This is a genomic window from Providencia sneebia DSM 19967 (assembly GCF_000314895.2).
Lineage (GTDB): Bacteria > Pseudomonadota > Gammaproteobacteria > Enterobacterales > Enterobacteriaceae > Providencia > Providencia sneebia.
The window spans coordinates 1,703,643-1,725,035 of record NZ_CM001773.1 but is presented as its reverse complement, the minus strand read 5'-3'; the positions used below and the strand labels follow the sequence as shown (position 1 = coordinate 1,725,035).

The window sequence follows — 21,393 nt, the reverse complement described above, 5'->3', positions numbered from 1 at the left end:
CTAAGGCCGCCCAGACATAAATAAGCTGTTAACAACCTGAAAACTAACCATATGCTGGGAATTGATGTTGGTTGATATACCTTGAATAAAGAAGATAATGCAATAAGGCTTCTATCTTCTGTGAAAGTGGGTATACTTTTCCAACTTTAACGATTTAGCTAACTAGCTAAGTAAATAAGATCCGTGAGGATTTCTGCGCGCCATGAATTTAGACGCAACACCGATTATTACATCGCTGCTCGACACAGATGCTTATAAGCTTCACATGCAGCAGGCCGTTTTTCACCACTACAGCAAAATTCCTGTGGTTGCTGAGTTTCGCTGTCGTAACAGTGAAGTCTTAGGTGTCTATGTTAATGAAATACGCCAGCAAATTGAGTTAATGGCTGCCCTTTCGCTAACTGATGAAGAATCACACTATTTAAGCAAACTCCCTTTTTTCAAAGATGACTACTTAGCGTGGCTTAAAACTTTTCGCTTCAAGCCAGAACAAGTCCAAGTTTCCACTGATCCTAATGGGCAACTTGCTATTCGAATTCAGGGGCCTTGGTGTGAAGTGATTATGTGGGAAGTTCCACTACTTGCCTTAGTGAGTGAAATAGTTCAAAGAGCGAGACACCCACAAGTCACAACAGAAGATGCCGTTAATCAATTAAGAAAGCTACTGAATGTCTTCTATGCGCAAGCAGCTGAAAACCATGTTGATCTGAGTGAATTCAAACTCATGGACTTTGGCACACGCCGCCGATTCTCTTATGAAGTGCAAGAAGCCATTGTGTCAATGTTGCAACAAGATTTTCCTTATCTTGTCGGAACTAGCAATTATAAACTTGCTCATGAATTAGGCTTAGCACCTGTCGGTACACAAGCGCATGAATGGTTCCAAGCGCATCAACAAATTAGCCCAGAGTTAGCGAACAGTCAGCGTTCTGCTCTACAAAGCTGGCTTAATGAATATCCGAATCAACTAGGAATAGCCTTGACAGATTGCATCACGATGGATGCCTTCTTACGTGATTTCGATGAAAATTTCGCTCACCGTTACCAAGGGCTGCGCCATGATTCAGGTGATCCTATCGAATGGGGCGAAAAAGCGATCGCGCATTACGAGAAACTGGGTATTGATCCAACCACGAAAACTTTAGTGTTCTCTGATAGCCTAGATTTACAAAAATCACTCGAATTATATCGCTACTTTCATAAGCGAGTTAATCTCATTTTTGGTATTGGAACGCGATTAACATGTAATATTCCAGGTGTTATTCCCCTAAATATTGTGATCAAGTTAGTCGAGTGCAATGGTAAGCCTGTCGCCAAGCTTTCAGATAGCCCGGGCAAAACCATTTGTGAAGATGATGAGTTTGTCAATCAACTGCGCAAAGCATTTGACCTGCCAAAAATGGAAAAAGCCTGCTAGCGCCTTATTCTGCCTCTTTTGACACCAGAAATTTATATTTTCTGGTGTCAAACCGATAAAGTTGTTTGTCTTTTATTTAGCTGTAATTAGTATAGAATTTGGATGACGAAGAAAGTCTCCCAGATTTTCATCATTTTTTACTTGTTTCCTGCCTCGTGGCAAGTAACATAGCAACTTGGCTTCTGAAAATATGAAGACTTCAGAAAAACGAATATTTTTATTTAACCTATACATATTTAAAGGGTAATGACATTATCACTAGCTTGTGATGCATCATATTCAATGTAAAAGTTAATTAAAAATATCATCACTAACATCGTTATTAATAGAAGAGAGTAATTTTTATGATCGTAGCGCCTGTAGCCGATGTACTGCAAGGCCGAGTGGCGGTTGGCAATGAAGTCACCGTTCGAGGTTGGGTACGTACAAGGAGAGATTCTAATGCTGGTTTTTCTTTCCTCGCCGTCTATGACGGTTCCTGCTTTAACCCATTACAGGCTGTCATCAATAATAATTTACCTAATTATAACGATGAAGTCCTACACCTCACGACAGGCTGTTCAGTTGAAGTGACGGGTATTGTCAAAGAATCTCCTGGTCAAGGGCAATCTTTTGAACTCGATGCAACGGCTGTAAAAGTGGTCGGTTGGGTTGAAGATCCTGATACCTATCCTATGGCGGCAAAACGTCATAGCGTTGAATACCTTCGCGAAGTCGCACATTTACGCCCGCGCACTAACCTCATTGGCGCCGTTGCACGTGTTCGCCATACTTTAGCGCAAGCTTTACACCGCTTCTTTGATGAGCAAGGTTATTTTTGGGTTTCTACCCCAATTATCACTGCATCTGATACTGAAGGTGCTGGTGAAATGTTCCGTGTTTCAACATTGGACTACAACAACCTGCCGCGCAACGATAAAGGTGAAGTTGATTTCAGCGAAGATTTCTTTGGTCGCGAAGCCTTTTTAACCGTATCTGGTCAGTTAAATGGTGAAGCTTACGCAACTGCATTAAGTAAAGTGTATACTTTTGGCCCAACGTTCCGCGCAGAAAACTCCAATACAAGTCGCCACTTGGCTGAGTTTTGGATGGTCGAACCTGAAGTTGCTTTTGCCAACCTTGATGATGTTGCAAGCCTTGCAGAACATATGCTGAAATTTGTCTTTAAAGCGGCTCTTGACGAGCGTCGTGACGATCTTGAGTTCTTTGCTCAACGCGTCGACAAAGATGTTATTAATCGTTTAGAAAGCTTTGTGAACTCAGATTTTGCTCAAGTTGATTATACTGATGCGATTAAGATCCTCGAAACGTGTGGTCAAAAATTCGAAAACCCTGTTTACTGGGGTGTTGATATGTCTTCTGAACATGAACGTTATCTCGCTGAGCAACACTTTAAAGCACCCGTTGTCGTTAAAAACTATCCAAAAGATATTAAGGCATTCTACATGCGCTTAAATGAAGATGGCAAAACGGTTGCTGCAATGGATGTTCTCGCACCTGGTATTGGTGAAATCATTGGTGGTTCTCAACGTGAAGAACGCCTTGATCGATTAGATGCACGTCTTGAAGAAATGGGCATGAATAAAGAAGATTACTGGTGGTACCGTGATCTGCGCCGTTACGGTACAGTTCCTCATTCTGGTTTTGGCCTCGGGTTTGAACGCTTAGTTGCTTATGTAACGGGTGTTGGTAATGTTCGCGAAGTGATCCCATTCCCGCGCACACCAAGAAATGCTGCATTTTAAGATTTTGTTATAGCCAACTGGCTCTATCATAACTTCCCATATCAGGCTCATAAGGGCCTGATATTATTTTAAAGGCTACTTCAATCACCTTAAGATTCATCATTTAAATTTATAATCTCAATCTTATCTATCAACTCATTTCAAACATAAATTAGTAAGCAAAACGATTTCAGCCTGCATAATCACACGATTTAAACCACCAATTGAAAATTTATGAATAGATGGGATAAATCATGAATAAATTTTTAATCTTAATATGACAATTTTAGTTGAATTTCACTTAACTAAAACTAGTCTAATCTTTCAAAATATTTTTTCCCAATGAGTAAAAAAACCGTTTTTTTCTGAATCTAGTTTGTTCAAAAAAAGTCCAATTCGGCATTTCAAAAAGTTCCCTTAAATTTGTAATTATTTTTCACCTGGTAATACCAGTGATTATTTTATAATCTATTTTTTACATTTTGAAACACCTTGTTACCATTTGTTTCAGAATCTTCGTTTTTGTAGCACTTTGAGGGTAGATAAATTTATTTAGCAATGGAACACTGGACACCGACATAGACGACACTAATCTCTCATAAATAGTTCCATTAAATTTTGAGAATTATTTTTGGCAGTGGCAGGTGTCCGAATAACACCAATGAGGGTAATAATAATGATGAAACGCAATATTCTTGCAATGGTTATCCCAGCTCTGTTAGCTGCTGGTGCAGCAAACGCGGCTGAAGTATACAATAAAGATGGTAACAAGTTAGACGTTTACGGTAAAGTTGACGTTCGTCACTACTTCGCAGACGCTAAACCAAGCTCTGAGCATGCTAAAAGCGAAGATGGCGATGATTCACGTGTTCGTTTAGGTCTGAAAGGTGACACTCAAATCACTGACCAACTGACTGGTTTTGGTCGTTTCGAGTGGGAAACTAAGACTAACAAAACTGAAGGCAACAACGACAACAAAAACCGTCTAGCTTACGCTGGTCTGAAATTTGCTGATTTCGGTTCACTAGACTATGGTCGTAACTACGGTGTTGTATACGACACTAACGCATGGACCGATGTGTTCCCACTGTGGGGCGCAGACACTATGTCACAAACTGACACATTCATGACTGGTCGTAACCGTAACCTATTAACTTACCGTAACAACAACGCGTTCGGTTATGTTGATGGCCTAAGCTTTGCTCTGCAATATCAAGGCAAAAACGGCGATACTAACAAGTCTCGCGGTGATTCTGCATACGAAAACAACGGTGACGGTTTCGGTTTCTCAACTGCTTATGACCTAGGTTGGGGCGTTTCACTGGGTGGTGGTTACTCATCATCTTCACGTACTCCAGCTCAACAACACAGCACTTTTGCTGGTGGTCAAAAAGCTGAAGCATGGAACGTTGGTGGTAAATTCGACGCTAACAATGTTTACTTAGCAGCAATGTACGGTCAAACACTGAACACTACTCACTTCGGTGCTTTCGATAACATCGCTAACAAAACTGAAAACGTTGAATTAGTTGCTCAATACCTGTTTGATTTCGGTCTAAAACCATCTATCGGTTATAACCAATCTAAAGGTAAACAACTGGGTTCATACGGTACTAAAGACCTAGTTAAATATGTTTCTGTTGGTTCTTACTACTACTTCAACAAAAACATGTCTGCAGTTGTTGATTACAAAATCAACCTGCTGAACGACAACCAATTCACTCGTGATCAAGGTATCAACACTGATAACGTAGTTGGTCTGGGTCTAGTTTACCAATTCTAATTATTGTTTAATCAATAATTGAGAATGAAGTAATTCTATATTGAAAAGCAACGCTTCGGCGTTGCTTTTTTAATAACATCAACTTTAGCATTTTTATGAATATCCGCCCTTCTACCCCTCCCTTCCCAAACCATCTGATTTAGACTTGTTAGATAATCTCTCTGTTTTTTCTACAATTAATGGTCAGATTACAGGCAATTTATACCTACATCACAAGATCTATCCAATTTTAGGTAAAACGGTTGGCAAATTGTTGTCTGCACGTTAACCTGAGTACTCAACATTTTCGGCTTTACAACTGAGCTTTGGAATCGACAACATGTTTGAAAAAATTACCGCTGCCCCAGCTGACCCAATCTTAGGTCTTGCTGATAGTTTCCGTGCTGATCCTCGTGATAACAAAATTAACCTTGGTATCGGTGTCTACAAAGATGAATCAGGTAAAACCCCTGTTTTAGATACTGTAAAAAAAGCAGAAAAATTCCTGCTAGAAAACGAAAATACCAAAAACTATCTTGCTATCAGTGGGATGCCTGAATTTGGTCGTGTCACTCAAGAGTTACTGTTCGGCAAAGACCATGAAATAATTTCCTCTAAGCGTGCTCGTACAGCCCAAGCACCAGGTGGTACAGGTGCTCTGCGTATTGCTGCTGATTTTATTGCAAAACAGACTAATGCTAAACGTGTTTGGATAAGCAACCCAACATGGCCTAACCACAAAAATATTTTTGAAGCTGCTGGCCTCGAAGTACTGACTTATAATTATTATGATGCGGCTAATCATTGTTTAGATTTTGATGGCATGCTAAACAGCTTATCTACCGCTGTTGCTGGGGATGTAATTGTTCTGCACGGCTGCTGTCATAACCCAACGGGTATTGATCCAACACCTGAACAATGGGCTCAGCTTTCAACCTTATGCGCAGAAAAAGGCTTATTGCCTGTATTTGATTTTGCTTACCAAGGTTTTGCTAAAGGTTTAGAAGAAGATGCTGAAGGTTTACGTATTTTCACTAAGCAAAATCCTGAAATGATTGTCGCTAGCTCATATTCTAAGAACTTTGGTTTATACAATGAGCGCGTAGGTGCTTGTACAATTATTGCAAAAGATAGTGATAATGCTGAGCGCGCATTTAGCCAAGCTAAAGCCGTTATTCGTGCTAACTACTCAAACCCACCAGCGCACGGTGCGGCAGTTGTCACCACAATTCTATCTGATGAAGCTTTAAAAGCGGAATGGATTCAAGAATTAACCTCAATGCGTGAACGTATTAAGCGTATGCGTCAATTACTGGTTAATACGCTAGAAGAAAAAGGCTCTAAACAAGACTTCAGCTTTATCATTGGTCAAAATGGTATGTTCTCCTTTAGTGGCCTCACTAAAGAGCAGGTAGAGCGCCTACGTAGCGAATTTGGTATCTATGCTGTTAGCTCTGGGCGTATTAACGTGGCAGGTCTAACACTTGAAAATATGGTACCTCTTTGTGATGCCATTATTAAAGTCATTTAATCTTTAAAGAGATTAAATAGTTACTTATAAAACGCGCCTCAATCAGAGGCGTTTTTTGTATCATCATTTTTATATTGCAATGAAAAAAATAATACCCCAATAATTGGGGTATTAGATAATTGAAATAATTTTAAACTATTGGCTATATAACAAGCTGAGTCTCACTACCAAATAGGCTGCTCATCCTGTAAAAATGGATTTGTTTGGCGTTCGTGGCCCACATCTGACATTGGCCCATGGCCGGGAATAAACTGATATTCATCCCCTAACGGCAACACCTTATTTTTTATTGATGAAATTAATGCTTGATGATCACCTCTTGGGAAATCACTACGCCCAACGCCACCTTTAAATAATACATCACCCATTGAAATAAATTTATCAGCATGATTAACAAAAATGATGTGACCCGGCGTATGCCCAGGGCAATGTAAAACATCAAACTGAATATCACCACAAGAGACTGTTTGACCTTCTTCTAACCAATAATCTGGCGTAAAATCAGGGCAATCACCAATATTAAACATCGCATTTTGCTGTGCTAATGATTCAATCCAGAAAGCATCTTCTTTCTGCGGGCCATAAATTGGCACGGAGAAGTGTTTAGCCAGAATCGCTGAAGCCCCAATATGATCAGAGTGACCATGAGTTAGCAAAATTTTTGTTAAATTTAATCCCTGCTCTTCAATAGCTGCAATAAGTTTCTCAGCCTCACCACCGGGATCAACAATTACCGCCTCTTTCGAATTCTCATCCCAAATAATATGGCAATTCTGCATGAAAGGGGTAACGGGAATAATCATATATTTCATTGAACAATCGCTCCGTAATCTGTACTACCTACACACAGATTACCATGTTCTAACTGGACCTGTATCAATATGAATAAAATTACTTTTTGGATAATAGCCCACGCCACCTGCTTTCATTTTCATTGCAGCTTTACGAACATGACTTAGTTGTAAACCTTCAATATGGAAATCCATGGCTTGCCCGCGCGTATGATAGCTCTTCTTCGCAACACCACTACTTGTACGACGTAATGTATCATTCGTTTCAAGTGAGCGATAACCTGAAATTAATTGGATTGGTTTATTTGTTCCCATCATCATTTGTAGTAAATATATTTGATCAAACAATTTTGGATCAATTATTTTGACTTTGTCACGACGGTAGTCTCGGAATAGATGATTTAGGCGAGCAAGTTCAGATTTGTTATATTGGCGTCCGTCAAAAAATTCTGTTTTTAATGATTCACCAGTATTGATATTTTGAAAGCGTAGAATTCGTGGTTTTGGTGTAGTCATTGCCGCAAAAACATGCGTGGGTAATAAGCTTAGCCCCAAGGTGGCAGCGCCAACGCCCAGCCATTTGCGACGGCTTTGATTAATAGTATCCATAATGTAATAACTCAGGTTTAATTATTTCAATAAATGCACAATAGTCTGACCAGTCTAACAAATGATATTTAGCTTTAATGTATAGTTATGTAAATAACTGAGTAAATTAAGGCAAATTGAAGGTAACTAAAAAAATAGGTCACTTACATGACTAAGTGACCTTTGATTACAAAAAATAAACCTATCATACTAAGACAATTAGAAAAATAACTCGTTGTATAGAAGTTCATACTGCTGCTTCCCTTATATAACAACATGTTGTAGGAATACTTTCTACAGAAATAATAGGAAAAAATATGAAGAAGTTTGATAAAAAATGATTTTACTTTATCAGGGAGAAAAACTCCCTGATAAAACAATAAATTACTGCAAAATATTTTTAATTGCTGGCAGGTATTTTTCAGCATTTTGAATGCTATTATCATACTGATATATATCTACGCGATATTGAGGTTGCTGCTCTTTATCGACCCAAGCTGTTTGGTAATAAAGATAAACAGGGATCCTATCAGGAATATTCACATACCTTGTGTTTCCCTCTTTGATTGCATTATCAATGCGTTTCTGCTCCCAGCCTGCATCACCTAATAAAATAGTCGCAAGTTCATTCGCTTTATTCACTCGCACACAACCTGAACTAATTGCCCTAGCACTGCGATTAAACAAACTATGATTCGGCGTGTCATGCAAATAAATAGCATCAGAACTTGGCATATTAAATTTATAGCGGCCTAGTGAATTGGTTGGCCCCGGCGCTTGCCAGACTCGGTAAGGGAAATTCGCTGGCGAAATCATTTCCCAATCAATTGAATACGGGTCAATCTCAAATGAATCTTGTCCCCAACCAGAATAGACTTTATATCCTTTACGGCTAAAGTAGCTTGGGTCTTGTTTCCCTCTTGGTGCAATATCCTTACGCGTCATACTCGTTGGTACACTCCAAGGTGGATTAATAACCACATTATTTAACGCACTGCTCATAATAGGCGTTTTGCGATCAGGGCGACCAACAATGACTTTTGAATTTAGAATCACTTCGTTATTCAGGTAGAAATTCAATGAAAAGCCCGGAATATTCACCAAAATTCCGGTCCCGTTGTCTTCTGGAATAATGCGCAGGCGTTGGATATTCAACGCCATCAATCCGGCTTTTTGTTGTGGTTTCATATTTAACCACACTTTAGTCCCTTTACCGACTGCACCATCCGCTTCTAGGCCATACTGAGCTTGGAATTTCTTCACTGGTTCTATCAGTTCATCACTATAGAACCGTGCTTTGGTTCGTGCTTGTGCTTTTTCTTCATCAGTTGCCGAATCATCAAGCAAAACTTCAATTGTGCTATCTTCTAATAGCCCTTGTCGATATAAAATTTCACGCAATACAATCACATCATCATTTGCTTGACCGGGCTTTAATGTTGTATTGCCGACTAATTCCGGTGTCGCACTTTCCATGTTAAGTTGTTTCAACATTTCTTGGCGCATTGGCAGATATAATTCATGGTTTGGTGCTTGAGCAGCAACCCATTCATTCAAACGACCTTCAAAAATAGCATCCAGCCACGGTTTAATTTGTGTCGAAGTTGGCTCAACTATTTTATAAGGTTGTTTGCGATATAACCAATATTGGCCACTTATCGGGATCGCAGCAAGATATTGCATATAACCAAGCATTGCATCAGATAAAATAACATCCCTACCAAGTTCATTCAACTTATGATCCTCTAGAGCAACCAACCATTCATTAAACTGTGGCTGAACACCAGATAAGGCTAACTCAGCCAATTGCTGCTGAAAACTCTCAATAGCTGTTTCATCTTGCCATAATAGTTGCATTTGACTATCAGCATAAATTTTAGCCAGTAGATTGGGAAACACAGGCTTATAATCTGCTGGTAATGCAGCGGTAATTTGCGCCAAACTCTCCACGGGAGTTACTGTAATCACTGAAGTTGATTCTGACAGTGGCTGCAAATGAGTTTCTGGTGTGACAGTTTGGATATTTTCTTGTGCTGAAAATACAGAAAACTGTAGTGACATTAGCCCACAAATCACTGATAACTGAAGAGTTCTCACTCTTTTCTTTGCCATAAACCCACCTTAAAAGAACTACATGGATAAAATCATTTTTCTTATATATTAGCCGCTCTTTAAATAATCCGAGTTACCAGATAAACCTTGATTGTTTGAATAATCAAAACTCGAAGTATTAAAGAACGTAATTATTGTATTTGAATTATAAAAGAGATGTTATAGGAATAGACTAATTTTGTCTTTAAATAACACAATTTGTCTACTACATAATAAAGATAAAACAACAACCAGCGCTAACAATAGTGATTTATACTGTTAATTTTTTAATAATCAACATAAAGATACATTTAAACTTAATTTGATTAAGACAAATGAAAATAGCCTGCAATTATTATTGATATTTCTATTTCATGAAAATATTTCATCTTACTTTTCAACATAAGATGAATAAATATCATACAAACGTTTGTTGCGATGAATTCGAGTAATTATCAACCTAATTACTTTAATACATTACCTATTAAGATTTATTTAAGTGGAGAATATAATAAGAACTGTGTCCGTTTTATGATAAAAAATTCTAATATTTTATTAATTATACATCATTTTATCATTCAATTATTTTGATTAAAAATAACAAAGTCGTTTTAAAAATTTAACTACTATTTTTTATATTATTCCATTTCAATAAATATCTTAAAAAATACATTCCATGAATCTGTTTTTTTAATTTTAAATTTGTATTGAAATCATAATTTCAATCAACGAAATTTACTAACAAAAAATAAAAATACCGACCAAAAATAAAACAAATAAAATCATTTAAAAACAAATGGTTAAATATAATTCAAATGATGAAAACACACCTCTAACTCATAATGAAATATTATTTCTTTACTTAAAACATAAGTATTATTTATACATACTATCACGCTTTAATTATCAACAACTAATAAATACTAAATAACTCCCTTCATTAAAATATATATATCGTTGAGGAAACATTTAAAAAACATAATTAAATCTATATTAATATAATTTCAATTTAATTGAATAAATAAAAGATAACCATACTTAAAATCATATTACACTTAATGATACATACATTTTACTTTATAACTAAAGAGATATTTTAGATTAAAAAAATGATGAAAACCTGATTAATCAGGTCACTATATTTAATCCAAATTTATTATCTTTACAGAATCATTCGTTGAACATATTAATTATTAACTTTAATTAATAAAGACATAATAATTTCATAGAAAAAATACCACTATATTAAAAGCACTATTTTAATGATGAAAAATACCAAAAGGACATAAAACATGGATATGACATTTAATCAATTCTTAAAAGACTTCGCCAAAAAATACCAAGATAACTTTCAACATTATACTTCAGAAGAAAAAGACGAGTTTTTTGACATCCAAAAAACACTTAGTATCGAGCTAAAAGATGCTGCGACACAAGCTTTTAATATGATAAATAGTGTTGAAAAACTTGTGCTTAATAACACTAGCACAGCTCTAAAAAATAAAGAAAAAATTCAGGATAAAATCAATCAATTTAGTCAAGCAATTGAATCTAATCATCCTGTTAAACCCAGTGATTTCATGACATTGTACCTACGTGATTACTTCAATCACAATATCATTCCTAAACTCGATAACCTAATAAAAAATAACAAAAATGATATTGTCGTTTTGACCATGCATTCACCAAAACCTATTTATGATAATCTCGTTTTTATTAAAGAAGGGAATGATTTGCTATTTAAGGAGACAAAGCTTAATAGCACTCTGACGATTGAAAACTTTTTTAGTCATAAAAAATCCGTTCATTTAAGACTAAACAGTGACGATCAAATAATGTATAAGCTCGACCAACGGGTAAGAGATGTGTTTAGCAAAAATGGTCAGTTAGGCAGTGGTAATAAACCATCAACTTCAGTCAATAAACTGCCATTCTCAACACTGTTTTCAAATAAGCATGATAATTACACATATTCAGAATCATTAATTAACCATTCTTCTCAATTTATCAGCCCAAATTTGCAGGTTACCCTAACAGATAGTAACTTACTTAAAACAAAGAAAAATACCGGGTTTGTAATAGAAGGCACTAACGGTAATGATATTTATCATTATCACTTAGGTAATGGAAAAATTAATATTCTTGATCATATAGGCAATGGAGATGAAATAACGGGAGGAACGGATACTTTAATTATTGACCCAAATATTTCTATCGACGATATTATACTTACCCGATTAGGTTGGAATAATGCTGATAGAGTTAACACAGAGTTTGACTTACAACTTGATATCCGTTCAGCTGATAAACAATTCTCTATTGGTTCAATAGCAATTTTTATGCAGTTTGACAAAGATTCGAGTATAGAAAAGCTCGTAGTAAATAACCAAACCTTTGAGTGGAATTTAAATTTACTGGAAAAAAGCCTATTACCTTATGAAAAAAACAATACACAGATTTCTTTACGGGATGCAATAAATAAGGGAGCATTGATTAAAAGTTCAAATAGCTATCAACCGATTATAAAAGATCAAGATACAAACCTGTTAATACAAAGTATGGCGAGTTTATCTACAAGTAGGGATTATAATTTTCAAGATCATCAACATATAACACCTTACAATAACACTATGAACCATATAATGGCTGCTAATAGCCGCCTGTAATACAGATTTTTGATTTTATCAACTTAGCTAATAACTTTGGCTTTGCTTCCACTTTATGAAAAGTTAAGAGTAAAGCCAGTTTTATACTTATTTCAAAGGAATAGCTTTAATATCTCTCAATTGAGTTGATATTAATATATAGAGTCAACCTCTTCTTCTTGCAATGATTTGTGAGTTTTCTTCAATTTTAAAACAAAAAACCAGCACTGTTTCCAGTACTGGTCAATAAGCAATCAACCTATTTATATTAAAAATATTAGTATTAAACTCTTAAGATTGTGGCTCTAACTTAACTTGATTATCTTGTCCAAAACCTTTTAAACCAACAACATGCACATGTTCTCGATTATCGATAACTTTACGCACAAGCTTGTAAGTTGTTCCCTTCTCAGGACTAATATTTTCAGGTGCTGCAATAATTAACTGCATTTCCAATCTATCGCAAAGTTCAAACAGTGTTGCGATTGATTTAGCATCTAAACGTGCGGCTTCATCGAGGAAAAGCAAACGACACGGAATGATATCTTTGGCACGTAAGCGGCGAGATTCCTCTTCCCAACTTTGTACAACCATAACTAAGATGGACATACCCGTACCAATCGCCTCACCTGTCGATAAAGCACCACTTTCCGCTTTTAACCAACCATCAGAACCACGATTAACTTCAACATCAAGCTCAAGATAATTACGATAATCTAACAGTTCTTCACCGATGGTTTGCGGTAATCTTTGCCCCATATCCACTTGCGGATTTAAGCGCTGATAAAGTTTCGCCATCGCTTCAGAGAACGTCAAACGTTGGTTAGTAAACAAATCTTGGTGCAATTCGCTCTCTTCAGACAAAACAGACAGCAATAAAGAGTGGCTTTCTCGAATGTTAACATTCAGCCTAACCCCTTTAACTTGACCAAACGATACGGCCTGTAAACCTTGGTTCAACATGCGAATACGGTTTTGTTCACGCTGAATCGTTTTGCGAATAATATTGGCAACACTTTTCGAGCTAATCGCCAGTTTCTGTTCACGCGCAGTTAGCTCTTCAGTTAATCGAGCTAACTCGATCTCCATTTGCTCAATCGCATCGATTGGATCATCTGTACGGATAATATCTTGGCGAATACGTTCGCGTAAATGTTGATAAACAGCAATGAAGAATTGGATTTTGCGTTCAGGACGTTTTGGATCTTCGGATAAGCGTAATACATCACGCAAATGCTCATTATCAGCTACGGCTAAACGCAAAGCACCTAATGCTTTATCTGACATGGAACGTAAGTCATCGCCATTCATATACGCTAATTCACGGCGATGTAAGCGGCGTTCAACCCCATTATCTTTCACCAGACGCATAACAGCACACCAGCCCGATTTAGCGGAAACGACTTGCTCACGTAGCTGATAATAATCTTTTTCTAACTTGCGAATACGTTTTTGTAAGTTATCCATTTCAGCTTCACAAAGTGTAAGCTGTTTTTCTAATTGGTTAATTCTGCTGCGATTTGCCATGACAGCTTGGTGTAATTCATCACGGCGAATACGCGCCCGCTCTTGAGTTTCTACATCAGCTTTGACACCAAGCTCCAACATTTCAGCTTCTAGCTCTTTGAGCATTTCATGCTTGGTATCATAAGAACTTCGTAGTGAAGCTAATACCTGATTAAACTGAGAAAATTGTGATTGTTGTTGGCGCAGTTGCTCACGCGCTCGACTTCGTTCACTTTCAGCATGTTCTAAGCGTTGACGCAGCTTCTCATTCAGATCCGCATTTTCATTAACAATACTGGTTGAATCACTATAACTAAAGTGGGCGCGACGTTGTACAACTTCAACTAGTGCAAAAGCCTGCTGCTTAGCACTTTGTTGGCTATGTTTTGCCGTTTCATAATCTTGACGTAATTGATCATGCTGTTCAGGATCACTTAATAATACCGTGACAATTGGCTCAAGTTTAGTCAATGATTGATGGTTTTTAGTTAAGAAGTTAGCCGCATCTTCAGCCTCAGATAATTCATCACGAATTTCATCAGCCCGATCTGCCAGCGTTTCATCCATCAGCAATCCAACTTGTGGTAACAAGCGATTAAGGGTGGATAAGCTCTCTTTGCCCTGCTCATACTGCTGGCGTTGCTGTAGTGTTTGCTCTTCAAACTGAGACAAATTACGTTCAATTTCAGTACGTTTTTGGTTTAATGCACGAATTTCTGCTTCAGGATCTGCTTCAAACGCCACTGAAATATGCTGACCAATAAACCGACTAAATGCTTGGTGAGCACGCTGAATTTTCTGCACATCAAATGATAATGTGGCATATCGCTCAGCTAAACTATCTCGTTCTAAGCTCAATGCTTCAAGGTGGTTTTCACGCGCTGCACGCCCAAATAATGGAACTTCTGGGTAGCGAGAAAAACGCCATTGGCGTTCTGAAGAGCGAACCAAAACAGCATGTTCAAACTCTTGCGCATCAAAAACACTATCATCAAAAGATTGCGGGTCACCTTCAATAAAGTAAACATCTTCAGGACAATCTTGCAAAGTTTCCAGCTGGCTATGCACAACGGATAAATCCTGAACCACAATACCATTACGTGCAGGGCCATAAAGTGCAGAAAAATATGGTGCATCCTCAATGGTGATGTCATCATAAATTTCAGATAACAACACACCATTAAAACGCTCAGCCAAGGCAATCATGCGGCTATCTTCTGCACCACTTGGCTGGCTTAAACGCTCTATTTGCTTTTCTAATTCTCGGCGTTGTGAAGCAATTTCATCACGTTCAACAGTGGTCTCTCTTTCTTCCTCAAGCAGTTGCTGCATATATTCAGTTACAGCACTGCTTGATTCAAAACATTCACCAGATTGTTCATTTAGCTGAGTTAAAGCTTCTTGCGCCATTAACCATGCAGGCGCTTTTGCTGTCAGAGCTTGAATGCGTTGCCGTATTTGGTCGAGTTCCTGACGCATTTGCATACGTCGCTCACCACTTTCATTAACACCAAGATTCAGTTCTTCTTGTTGAGCTTCAAGTTCAGCCATTAATGTATCTAATTCATCAGGCTCATAGCTTTGCCCATGTTTTTTACAAAACTCGCTTAATAAGCGCTCTGCATTTTGCTGGCTGGCTAAGCGTTGTTGCAATTCAGATAATTGCATACGTAATGGTTGGATACGCTCAGCTAAATGCTGTTGAGAAGACCAATCACGTAGCAATGTTTTCGCATGCTGATAAGCATCACTGCGGCTAACTTCACCAACCATATTTTTAACTAGCTGATAAGCTTGCTCAAACTGGCTATGCGCCGCATCTGCTACGCTCATTTTCTGCTCTAACATCAGCAATGTTTCAGTTGCTTGCTGCTCACGAGCTTCAAATGTTTCTAACCATTCATCCGCGTTATCAATAGATAATTCAGGTAATTGGCAAATTTCGCGTGCACGGTTTAGCGCTTGTAATGCTTGTTGATATTGAATGGCGCGAGTTTGTTGTACATCCAATGCTTGCTGATAATCTGCTAGTTGGTTTTTTAGTTCATCAACTTCAACTTCCGCAGCTTCATAACGAGCCTCAAGGCTTTCTTGGCGTTCAGTCGCTTCTTCAACAACTTCAGTTTGCTCTTCTAAACGATAAGTTAACTCTTCAATATCCGCCTGATAACGGTCAATTTTTTCTTGTTGGCGAAGTGCCGTTTGCACAAGATTAAGGTGATCACTTGCTGCTTGGTAATCTGCTTCTAGATCAGACGATGAGCTATTTTGTTCGTTTAGCTCGCGCGCGATTTCTACGTGACGGACTTGCTCTTGTTTTAACTGTTTACGGCTTACTTGCAGCTCATTACGTGCCGCTATTGCCGCATCAAGATGAATACGTCTTTCATTTGAATGACGCATATAATCAGCAGAAACATAATCAGTTGCTTCACTAATTAAATGCTTGAATAAATCACGGTCGGATTGAGTCACTCGAATCGCTTCAAGTGTTAAACGGTTTTCACGTAATGCCGCTTCCATATCCTGAAATGCTTTACGCACACCACCGTTTTCTGGGAGTAAATAGTCACGTAAAGAGCGAGTTATCGCACTTGAAATTCCTCCATAAAGAGAAGCTTCAATTAAACGATAATATTTGCTGCGATYCCCCGCTGAGCGTAAACGCTTAGGTAACACACCTAACTCAAATAAAGTCGAATGGTAATCAGTGATTGAGTTGAATTGTTTAAACTGGATACCTTCTTGCTGCTCTATGTTTTCTTTTAACTCATTCAAAGCAATAACTTTAGCTTGGCGGCCATCTAAAATTTCAGTCAAAATTTCAGTGGGGACAGTGGCAATTGGCAGACCTTGGATCATAAAAGGTTTAATATCGACTTTTTTGTCGCGACCAGCCACTTGCTGTAATCTCACACCAACCATAACACGTTGATGTTTAGAGTTAAGCACATCTAAAACAGCATAACAGACACCCGGCCGCAACTTACCGTGCAAGCCTTTATCTCGTGAGCCGGATGTTGCGCCAGCTTCTGTCGTATTACGGAAATGAAGAAGTGTGAGATCTGGGATCATCGCTGTAATAAATGCAGCCATCGTTGTTGATTTTCCTGCACCATTTCCACCAGAAAGCGTTGTCACCAACTCATCGAGATCAAAAGTGCGCGCAAAAAAACCATTCCAGTTAATCAGCGTCAGTGAGCGAAACTTACCACGTTCAATCATACTTGTTCATCCTCATCACTGTCAGACGCATCTTGATTATCATCAACCTCTTCATCTTCACTATCTTGCTGTGATAAATCGCTATCCAAAGAGATAGCTTCACCATCGCGGATCATGCGTAGTTGGGCTTCTTGCATATTATCCCCACTACGAACATCTGCACCGAAACGGAATACCGATTCAGTAATCACAAATTTATTCACATCATTTTGGATAAAATGCACCATGCCTAAACGGCGTAGTCGGTTCAGAGAAGTCCGCAGTTTTTCCTGCAATTTTTGTTTATCTAAATCTGAACCGGTTGAGCGTTGATTAACAAATTTTAATAGCTTATTTTCATCCGCGAGTGACAGCAATTCTTCAAATAGCTCTTGAGCAGTAAAAATACCTTGGTTTGCCAAACGTTCAGGGCTCAAATAAAGATAACAAAGGATTTTTCCCACCATCATATCCAGTTCAGAAAGTACCGAACGAGGAATTAATGTTGTAGAACGTGGACGTAAATAGAAAAAGCCTTCTGGCGCACGAATAAGTTCAACATTATAACGTGTATAAAATTGTTCGAGTTCTTCCTGAAAGTCCATCAAATATGCATGATTATCAAGGTCATCAATACTAATGTGACGCCCTGAACGCAAATGGCTATCAAGTTCTGGGAAAATGGGATTGGCCAATGCCTGTGCCAGTTTAGCTGGCATAAATTGTTCAATATTTGTCGATGACATGTGCCTGCACCTTGGCTCCGTGATCATTAATTGCTTGCCATTTTGCCGGTAATCCCGCCAAATCAGCTTCTGCAATACCTAATTTTACAGCCTGATCAATAATAATACGCGTGACATCAAAATGACGTTTTTGAGGATATTGCTTCAAATACGCTTGTAACACTCGGGTAATATCTAGCGGCCGCTGCTCTTGTTTATAGATAGCCAGTTCAGTTTCCATTAATTCAGCTAACTGGTCATTAAGCTCATTGAATTCTTCAAATTCTAAATCAAGAGGTAACTCTCCCGTTACTTCTTCTTCATTCAATGCAAGCTCTTCATCTCGCATATCCAATAAACGTTCTGCATTGGCATAGGTTAATGCCCAAGGGCTATCAAAATATTGTTGAACAGATTGACGTAATCGTTGAGAAAATATGCGATTTTTATCCATATCAATAGCAGTACGGATAAATTTATGAACATGGCGATCATAACCAATCCATAAATCTATAGATTGCTGACCCCAACTGACTATGCGGTCTAATTTATTTTGCAAATCATAAATCAAGCGATCGACTAACTCAGAAAACTGCGGAGCATTCATGTTTGCTTCTTGAATACGCAATAAGTTCGCCTGTAGCTTATCACCCGCAGCTTCTAACGTATCTTGCAATTCTCTTAATGTACCGGAAGTTTCTGACAGGAGTTGTTCACAGTTTGCAATGGCGGCTTGCCAGTCTTGAGTTAATAATGCCGCAATATCTTCTTTAACGCTGTTTTGTTGTTCATCCATCACGCGTTGTGATAAATCGATACTATCGAAAATTTCAGCGACTGAATACTTAAGGGGAGCAAAAACAAAACGGTGCCAATAAAGTTCATCACCACCTTCTTCTGCGGCTTCGGCTGCTCTTTTAAGCTCACCCGCCACAACAGATAACTGCATTGACAAACGCAAAGTCGAAAATTCTCGTTGGCGAATATAGTAATCACTAATCCCGATACCCAGTGGCGTTAATCGGTAGATTGAATTACCTTCTGTCACATCGCTGGCAAAACGGTTAAATATTTTTTGGCGAACCATATCATTGATTGCATTATTCGCCCTCACAGATAATGATTCAGTTGTTTGCTCAAAGCCTTTACAAACTTCTCGAAAGGCATCTATCAGCTCGCCTTCACTCATCTCACCATTAATGCGCTCACCATTGAGAACAGCAACCGCCAGCAAAAAAGCCAAACGCTCAGCAGGCAATGAGATAGAAAAATCATTTTTTCGTGCCCAGGACACGAGTTCAGGGACGGTCTGGGAAAAGTCACTCATAAATCGTCCTTTATTATTTGTTTTCGGGCCAAAACATGAATGTAACGCCCCATGCTAATATAGGGTTCCTGACGGCAATATTGCTGCTCTAACGCCAGCAATGCAGGGAAATCTTTTTGCTGTAATTGCCTACTTTGAAGGTAATCATGAAATACTCTTACACCACTTTTGCCCATAATATCCATTTTGCAATCTGATAACCACTCATCAACTTGTTGTGGCAATAATGGATTTTGTGGTGACAGCGAGCGTTTACGTCGGCGTTGAATATGTGGCGTAGCGAGATGGAAATTACCTAAAATCGCATTGCGCATCACTAAACCATTGGCGTTATAAAACATCAGAGATAATACACCTTCAGGTTTGATTATATCGACCAACTGCTCAATTGCATATTTTTGATCGCTAATCCATTCAATAACTGCATGAAATAAAACCAAGTCCACAGGCTGATTGATATGCTGTTTTACATCTTGCACAGCGCAATGAATAAAACACATATTGTCACTAATACCTTGAGCTTTAGCGAGTTCACTTGCACGCTCAAGCATTTCCTCAGATAAATCACAAAGTATGACTTGATGACCCATCGCAGCAAGTTTACGAGAAAAATGACCTTCGCCCCCACCCGCATCTAGGATGCGCAATTTTCTCTCGGGAGAATAAGATCCAAGTAGCTGAGTAAGATCTTGCCACACAATGGCTTCACGTATCTTACCTTTTGTCGTGCCGTAAATATTCTTTGCAAATTTATCAGCTATATCATCAAAGTTACGGTCTACCATGTATTATCCGGTGATCCTAAAAATAGGCTATTCATGTTTATGCCTGAAACTCTCCAAAATACCAAAACGGCTTGATCTTATTTCGCTCTATGTAAATAAAATAAGATCAAAACCAGAGTTTGATCTCAGGTAAACTCAGTTAAAATGCGCTAGAACTTCTAGCTTAGCGTGTTAAGGTGACTAAAACTTAGATGATATGCTCTAAATAATTCGAGATATACATTGATTGATAAGAAAATGCTATTTCAATCAGCAAATGCTAAACATATAGCCACGAATGACTTGTGCAAATACAGATAAATGTAGTCAGCAACACTGTAATTATAATCAGACAAGTATAACAGTAATGGCCTTATTTTGGCATACTACAACTTGAAATTCAGCAAGCAAAACAATTAATTGATGGAATTTTCTCAAGAATAGGATCAATCATGTTATTTCTTCTCAAAAAATACCTTGGTGCTTTACTGATGCCATTGCCACTTTTACTGATCCTCGGGTTTATTGGGATTATTTTACTGTGGTTTACGCGGTGGCAAAAAAGTGGCAAAACTTGTGTGTCTGTCGCTTTTATTATGATCACTTTGTTAGGATTACAACCTATTTCCGACCGTTTACTTACACCTGTTGAAGGCGAATTTAGTAAACGTTATGAACTGATTACACCAACACCGCCGGAAAATGTGCACTATATTGTCGTGCTTGGTGGCGGGTTTACTTACAACCCTGATTGGAGTCCAAGTGCAAATTTGCTGAGTAATAGCCTACCGCGAGTGACTGAAGGCATAAGGTTATATCTAAAACATCCGGGTAGTAAGCTCATATTTACAGGTGGAAAAGCCAATAACAGCATAAGTAGTGCTGAAGTTGCGGCAAAAGTAGCGCAATCATTAGGTGTTCCACCAGACGATACCATTGCATTAACAGAGCCAAAAGATACACAAGAAGAAGCGTTTGAAGTTGAAAAAATTATTGGTAAATCACCGTTTTTACTCGTGACATCAGCTAACCATTTACCAAGAGCCATCGTCATGTTTGAAGCTAGAGGCATGCATCCATTCCCCGCACCGGCAAACCAGTTGGCAATTAATAGTCCGCTTAGCCCATGGGAAAAATATATTCCTTCCTCTTTCTATTTCAGCCATAGTGAACGTGCATGGTATGAGTTGATAGGATCTATTTGGTATTATTTAAAACCAGATAACACTCAACCTTTAGATGCCACAATAATTGCCCCTGAAGCTATTGACGCCGAATAAATCGACACAAAACAAAAAAGGTGTGACTCATATTGAGC

The 21,393-nt window shown here is 38.2% G+C and carries 13 protein-coding genes; 6 read left to right on the top strand and 7 right to left on the bottom strand.

From position 1 onward, the window contains the following. Window positions 1-202: 202 nt before the first annotated feature. The 4 genes from pncB (at window position 203) to OO7_RS06910 (ending at window position 6,434) form a co-directional block, all read left to right on the top strand. Window positions 203-1,417: a nicotinate phosphoribosyltransferase gene (gene pncB, locus OO7_RS06925; RefSeq protein WP_008915244.1), complete on the top strand. Its 1,215-nt coding sequence runs from the start codon at window positions 203-205 to the stop codon at window positions 1,415-1,417. A 344-nt stretch (window positions 1,418-1,761) separates the two neighbouring features. Next, on the top strand, window positions 1,762-3,162 hold the full coding sequence (gene asnS / locus OO7_RS06920; protein WP_008915243.1) for an asparagine--tRNA ligase: 1,401 nt from the start codon (window positions 1,762-1,764) through the stop codon (window positions 3,160-3,162). Between the two features lie 658 nt (window positions 3,163-3,820). Beyond that, complete coding sequence (locus OO7_RS06915) at window positions 3,821-4,924, top strand: porin (protein ID WP_156823167.1); 1,104 nt, start codon at window positions 3,821-3,823, stop codon at window positions 4,922-4,924. A gap of 319 nt (window positions 4,925-5,243) precedes the next feature. Then, window positions 5,244-6,434: an amino acid aminotransferase gene (locus OO7_RS06910; protein WP_008915241.1), complete on the top strand. Its 1,191-nt coding sequence runs from the start codon at window positions 5,244-5,246 to the stop codon at window positions 6,432-6,434. 164 nt (window positions 6,435-6,598) lie between these two features. Here the strand turns inward: OO7_RS06910 and OO7_RS06905 are convergent, their stop codons facing one another. From OO7_RS06905 to ldtD, 3 genes are all read right to left on the bottom strand, one after another. Continuing rightward, entirely contained in the window at window positions 6,599-7,246 is a 648-nt protein-coding gene (locus OO7_RS06905) for an MBL fold metallo-hydrolase (RefSeq protein ID WP_008915240.1), read from the bottom strand. A 39-nt stretch (window positions 7,247-7,285) separates the two neighbouring features. After that, window positions 7,286-7,834: a peptidoglycan L,D-endopeptidase MepK gene (gene mepK / locus OO7_RS06900; protein WP_008915239.1), complete on the bottom strand. Its 549-nt coding sequence runs from the start codon at window positions 7,832-7,834 to the stop codon at window positions 7,286-7,288. Window positions 7,835-8,197: 363 nt separating this feature from the next. Continuing rightward, window positions 8,198-9,925: a L,D-transpeptidase gene (gene ldtD, locus OO7_RS06895; RefSeq protein WP_008915238.1), complete on the bottom strand. Its 1,728-nt coding sequence runs from the start codon at window positions 9,923-9,925 to the stop codon at window positions 8,198-8,200. A 1,271-nt stretch (window positions 9,926-11,196) separates the two neighbouring features. Between ldtD and OO7_RS06890 the strand changes: the two genes are divergently transcribed. Further along, on the top strand, window positions 11,197-12,570 hold the full coding sequence (locus OO7_RS06890; protein WP_008915237.1) for a hypothetical protein: 1,374 nt from the start codon (window positions 11,197-11,199) through the stop codon (window positions 12,568-12,570). 270 nt (window positions 12,571-12,840) lie between these two features. Here the strand turns inward: OO7_RS06890 and mukB are convergent, their stop codons facing one another. From mukB to cmoM, 4 genes are read right to left on the bottom strand one after another with little or no spacing between them, the layout of a single operon-like run. Then, window positions 12,841-17,280, bottom strand: coding sequence for a chromosome partition protein MukB (gene mukB, locus OO7_RS06885; protein ID WP_008915236.1), 4,440 nt, complete (start codon window positions 17,278-17,280; stop codon window positions 12,841-12,843). Continuing rightward, window positions 17,277-18,005 (bottom strand): chromosome partition protein MukE, encoded by a 729-nt coding sequence (gene mukE, locus OO7_RS06880; protein ID WP_008915235.1) that lies wholly within the window; start codon window positions 18,003-18,005, stop codon window positions 17,277-17,279. The genes mukB and mukE overlap by 4 nt, the downstream gene beginning before the upstream one ends. After that, window positions 17,986-19,311 carry a chromosome partition protein MukF gene (mukF, locus tag OO7_RS06875; RefSeq protein ID WP_008915234.1) on the bottom strand — a complete coding sequence of 442 codons (1,326 nt, stop codon included), beginning with the start codon at window positions 19,309-19,311 and terminating at the stop codon, window positions 17,986-17,988. Before mukF ends, mukE begins: the two co-directional genes overlap by 20 nt. Continuing rightward, window positions 19,308-20,096 carry a tRNA uridine 5-oxyacetic acid(34) methyltransferase CmoM gene (cmoM, locus tag OO7_RS06870; protein ID WP_008915233.1) on the bottom strand — a complete coding sequence of 263 codons (789 nt, stop codon included), beginning with the start codon at window positions 20,094-20,096 and terminating at the stop codon, window positions 19,308-19,310. Before cmoM ends, mukF begins: the two co-directional genes overlap by 4 nt. 431 nt (window positions 20,097-20,527) lie before the next feature. Here cmoM and elyC point away from each other — a divergent pair, with 431 nt between their 5' ends. After that, window positions 20,528-21,355 carry an envelope biogenesis factor ElyC gene (gene elyC / locus OO7_RS06865; protein WP_008915232.1) on the top strand — a complete coding sequence of 276 codons (828 nt, stop codon included), beginning with the start codon at window positions 20,528-20,530 and terminating at the stop codon, window positions 21,353-21,355. Window positions 21,356-21,393: the final 38 nt, after the last annotated feature.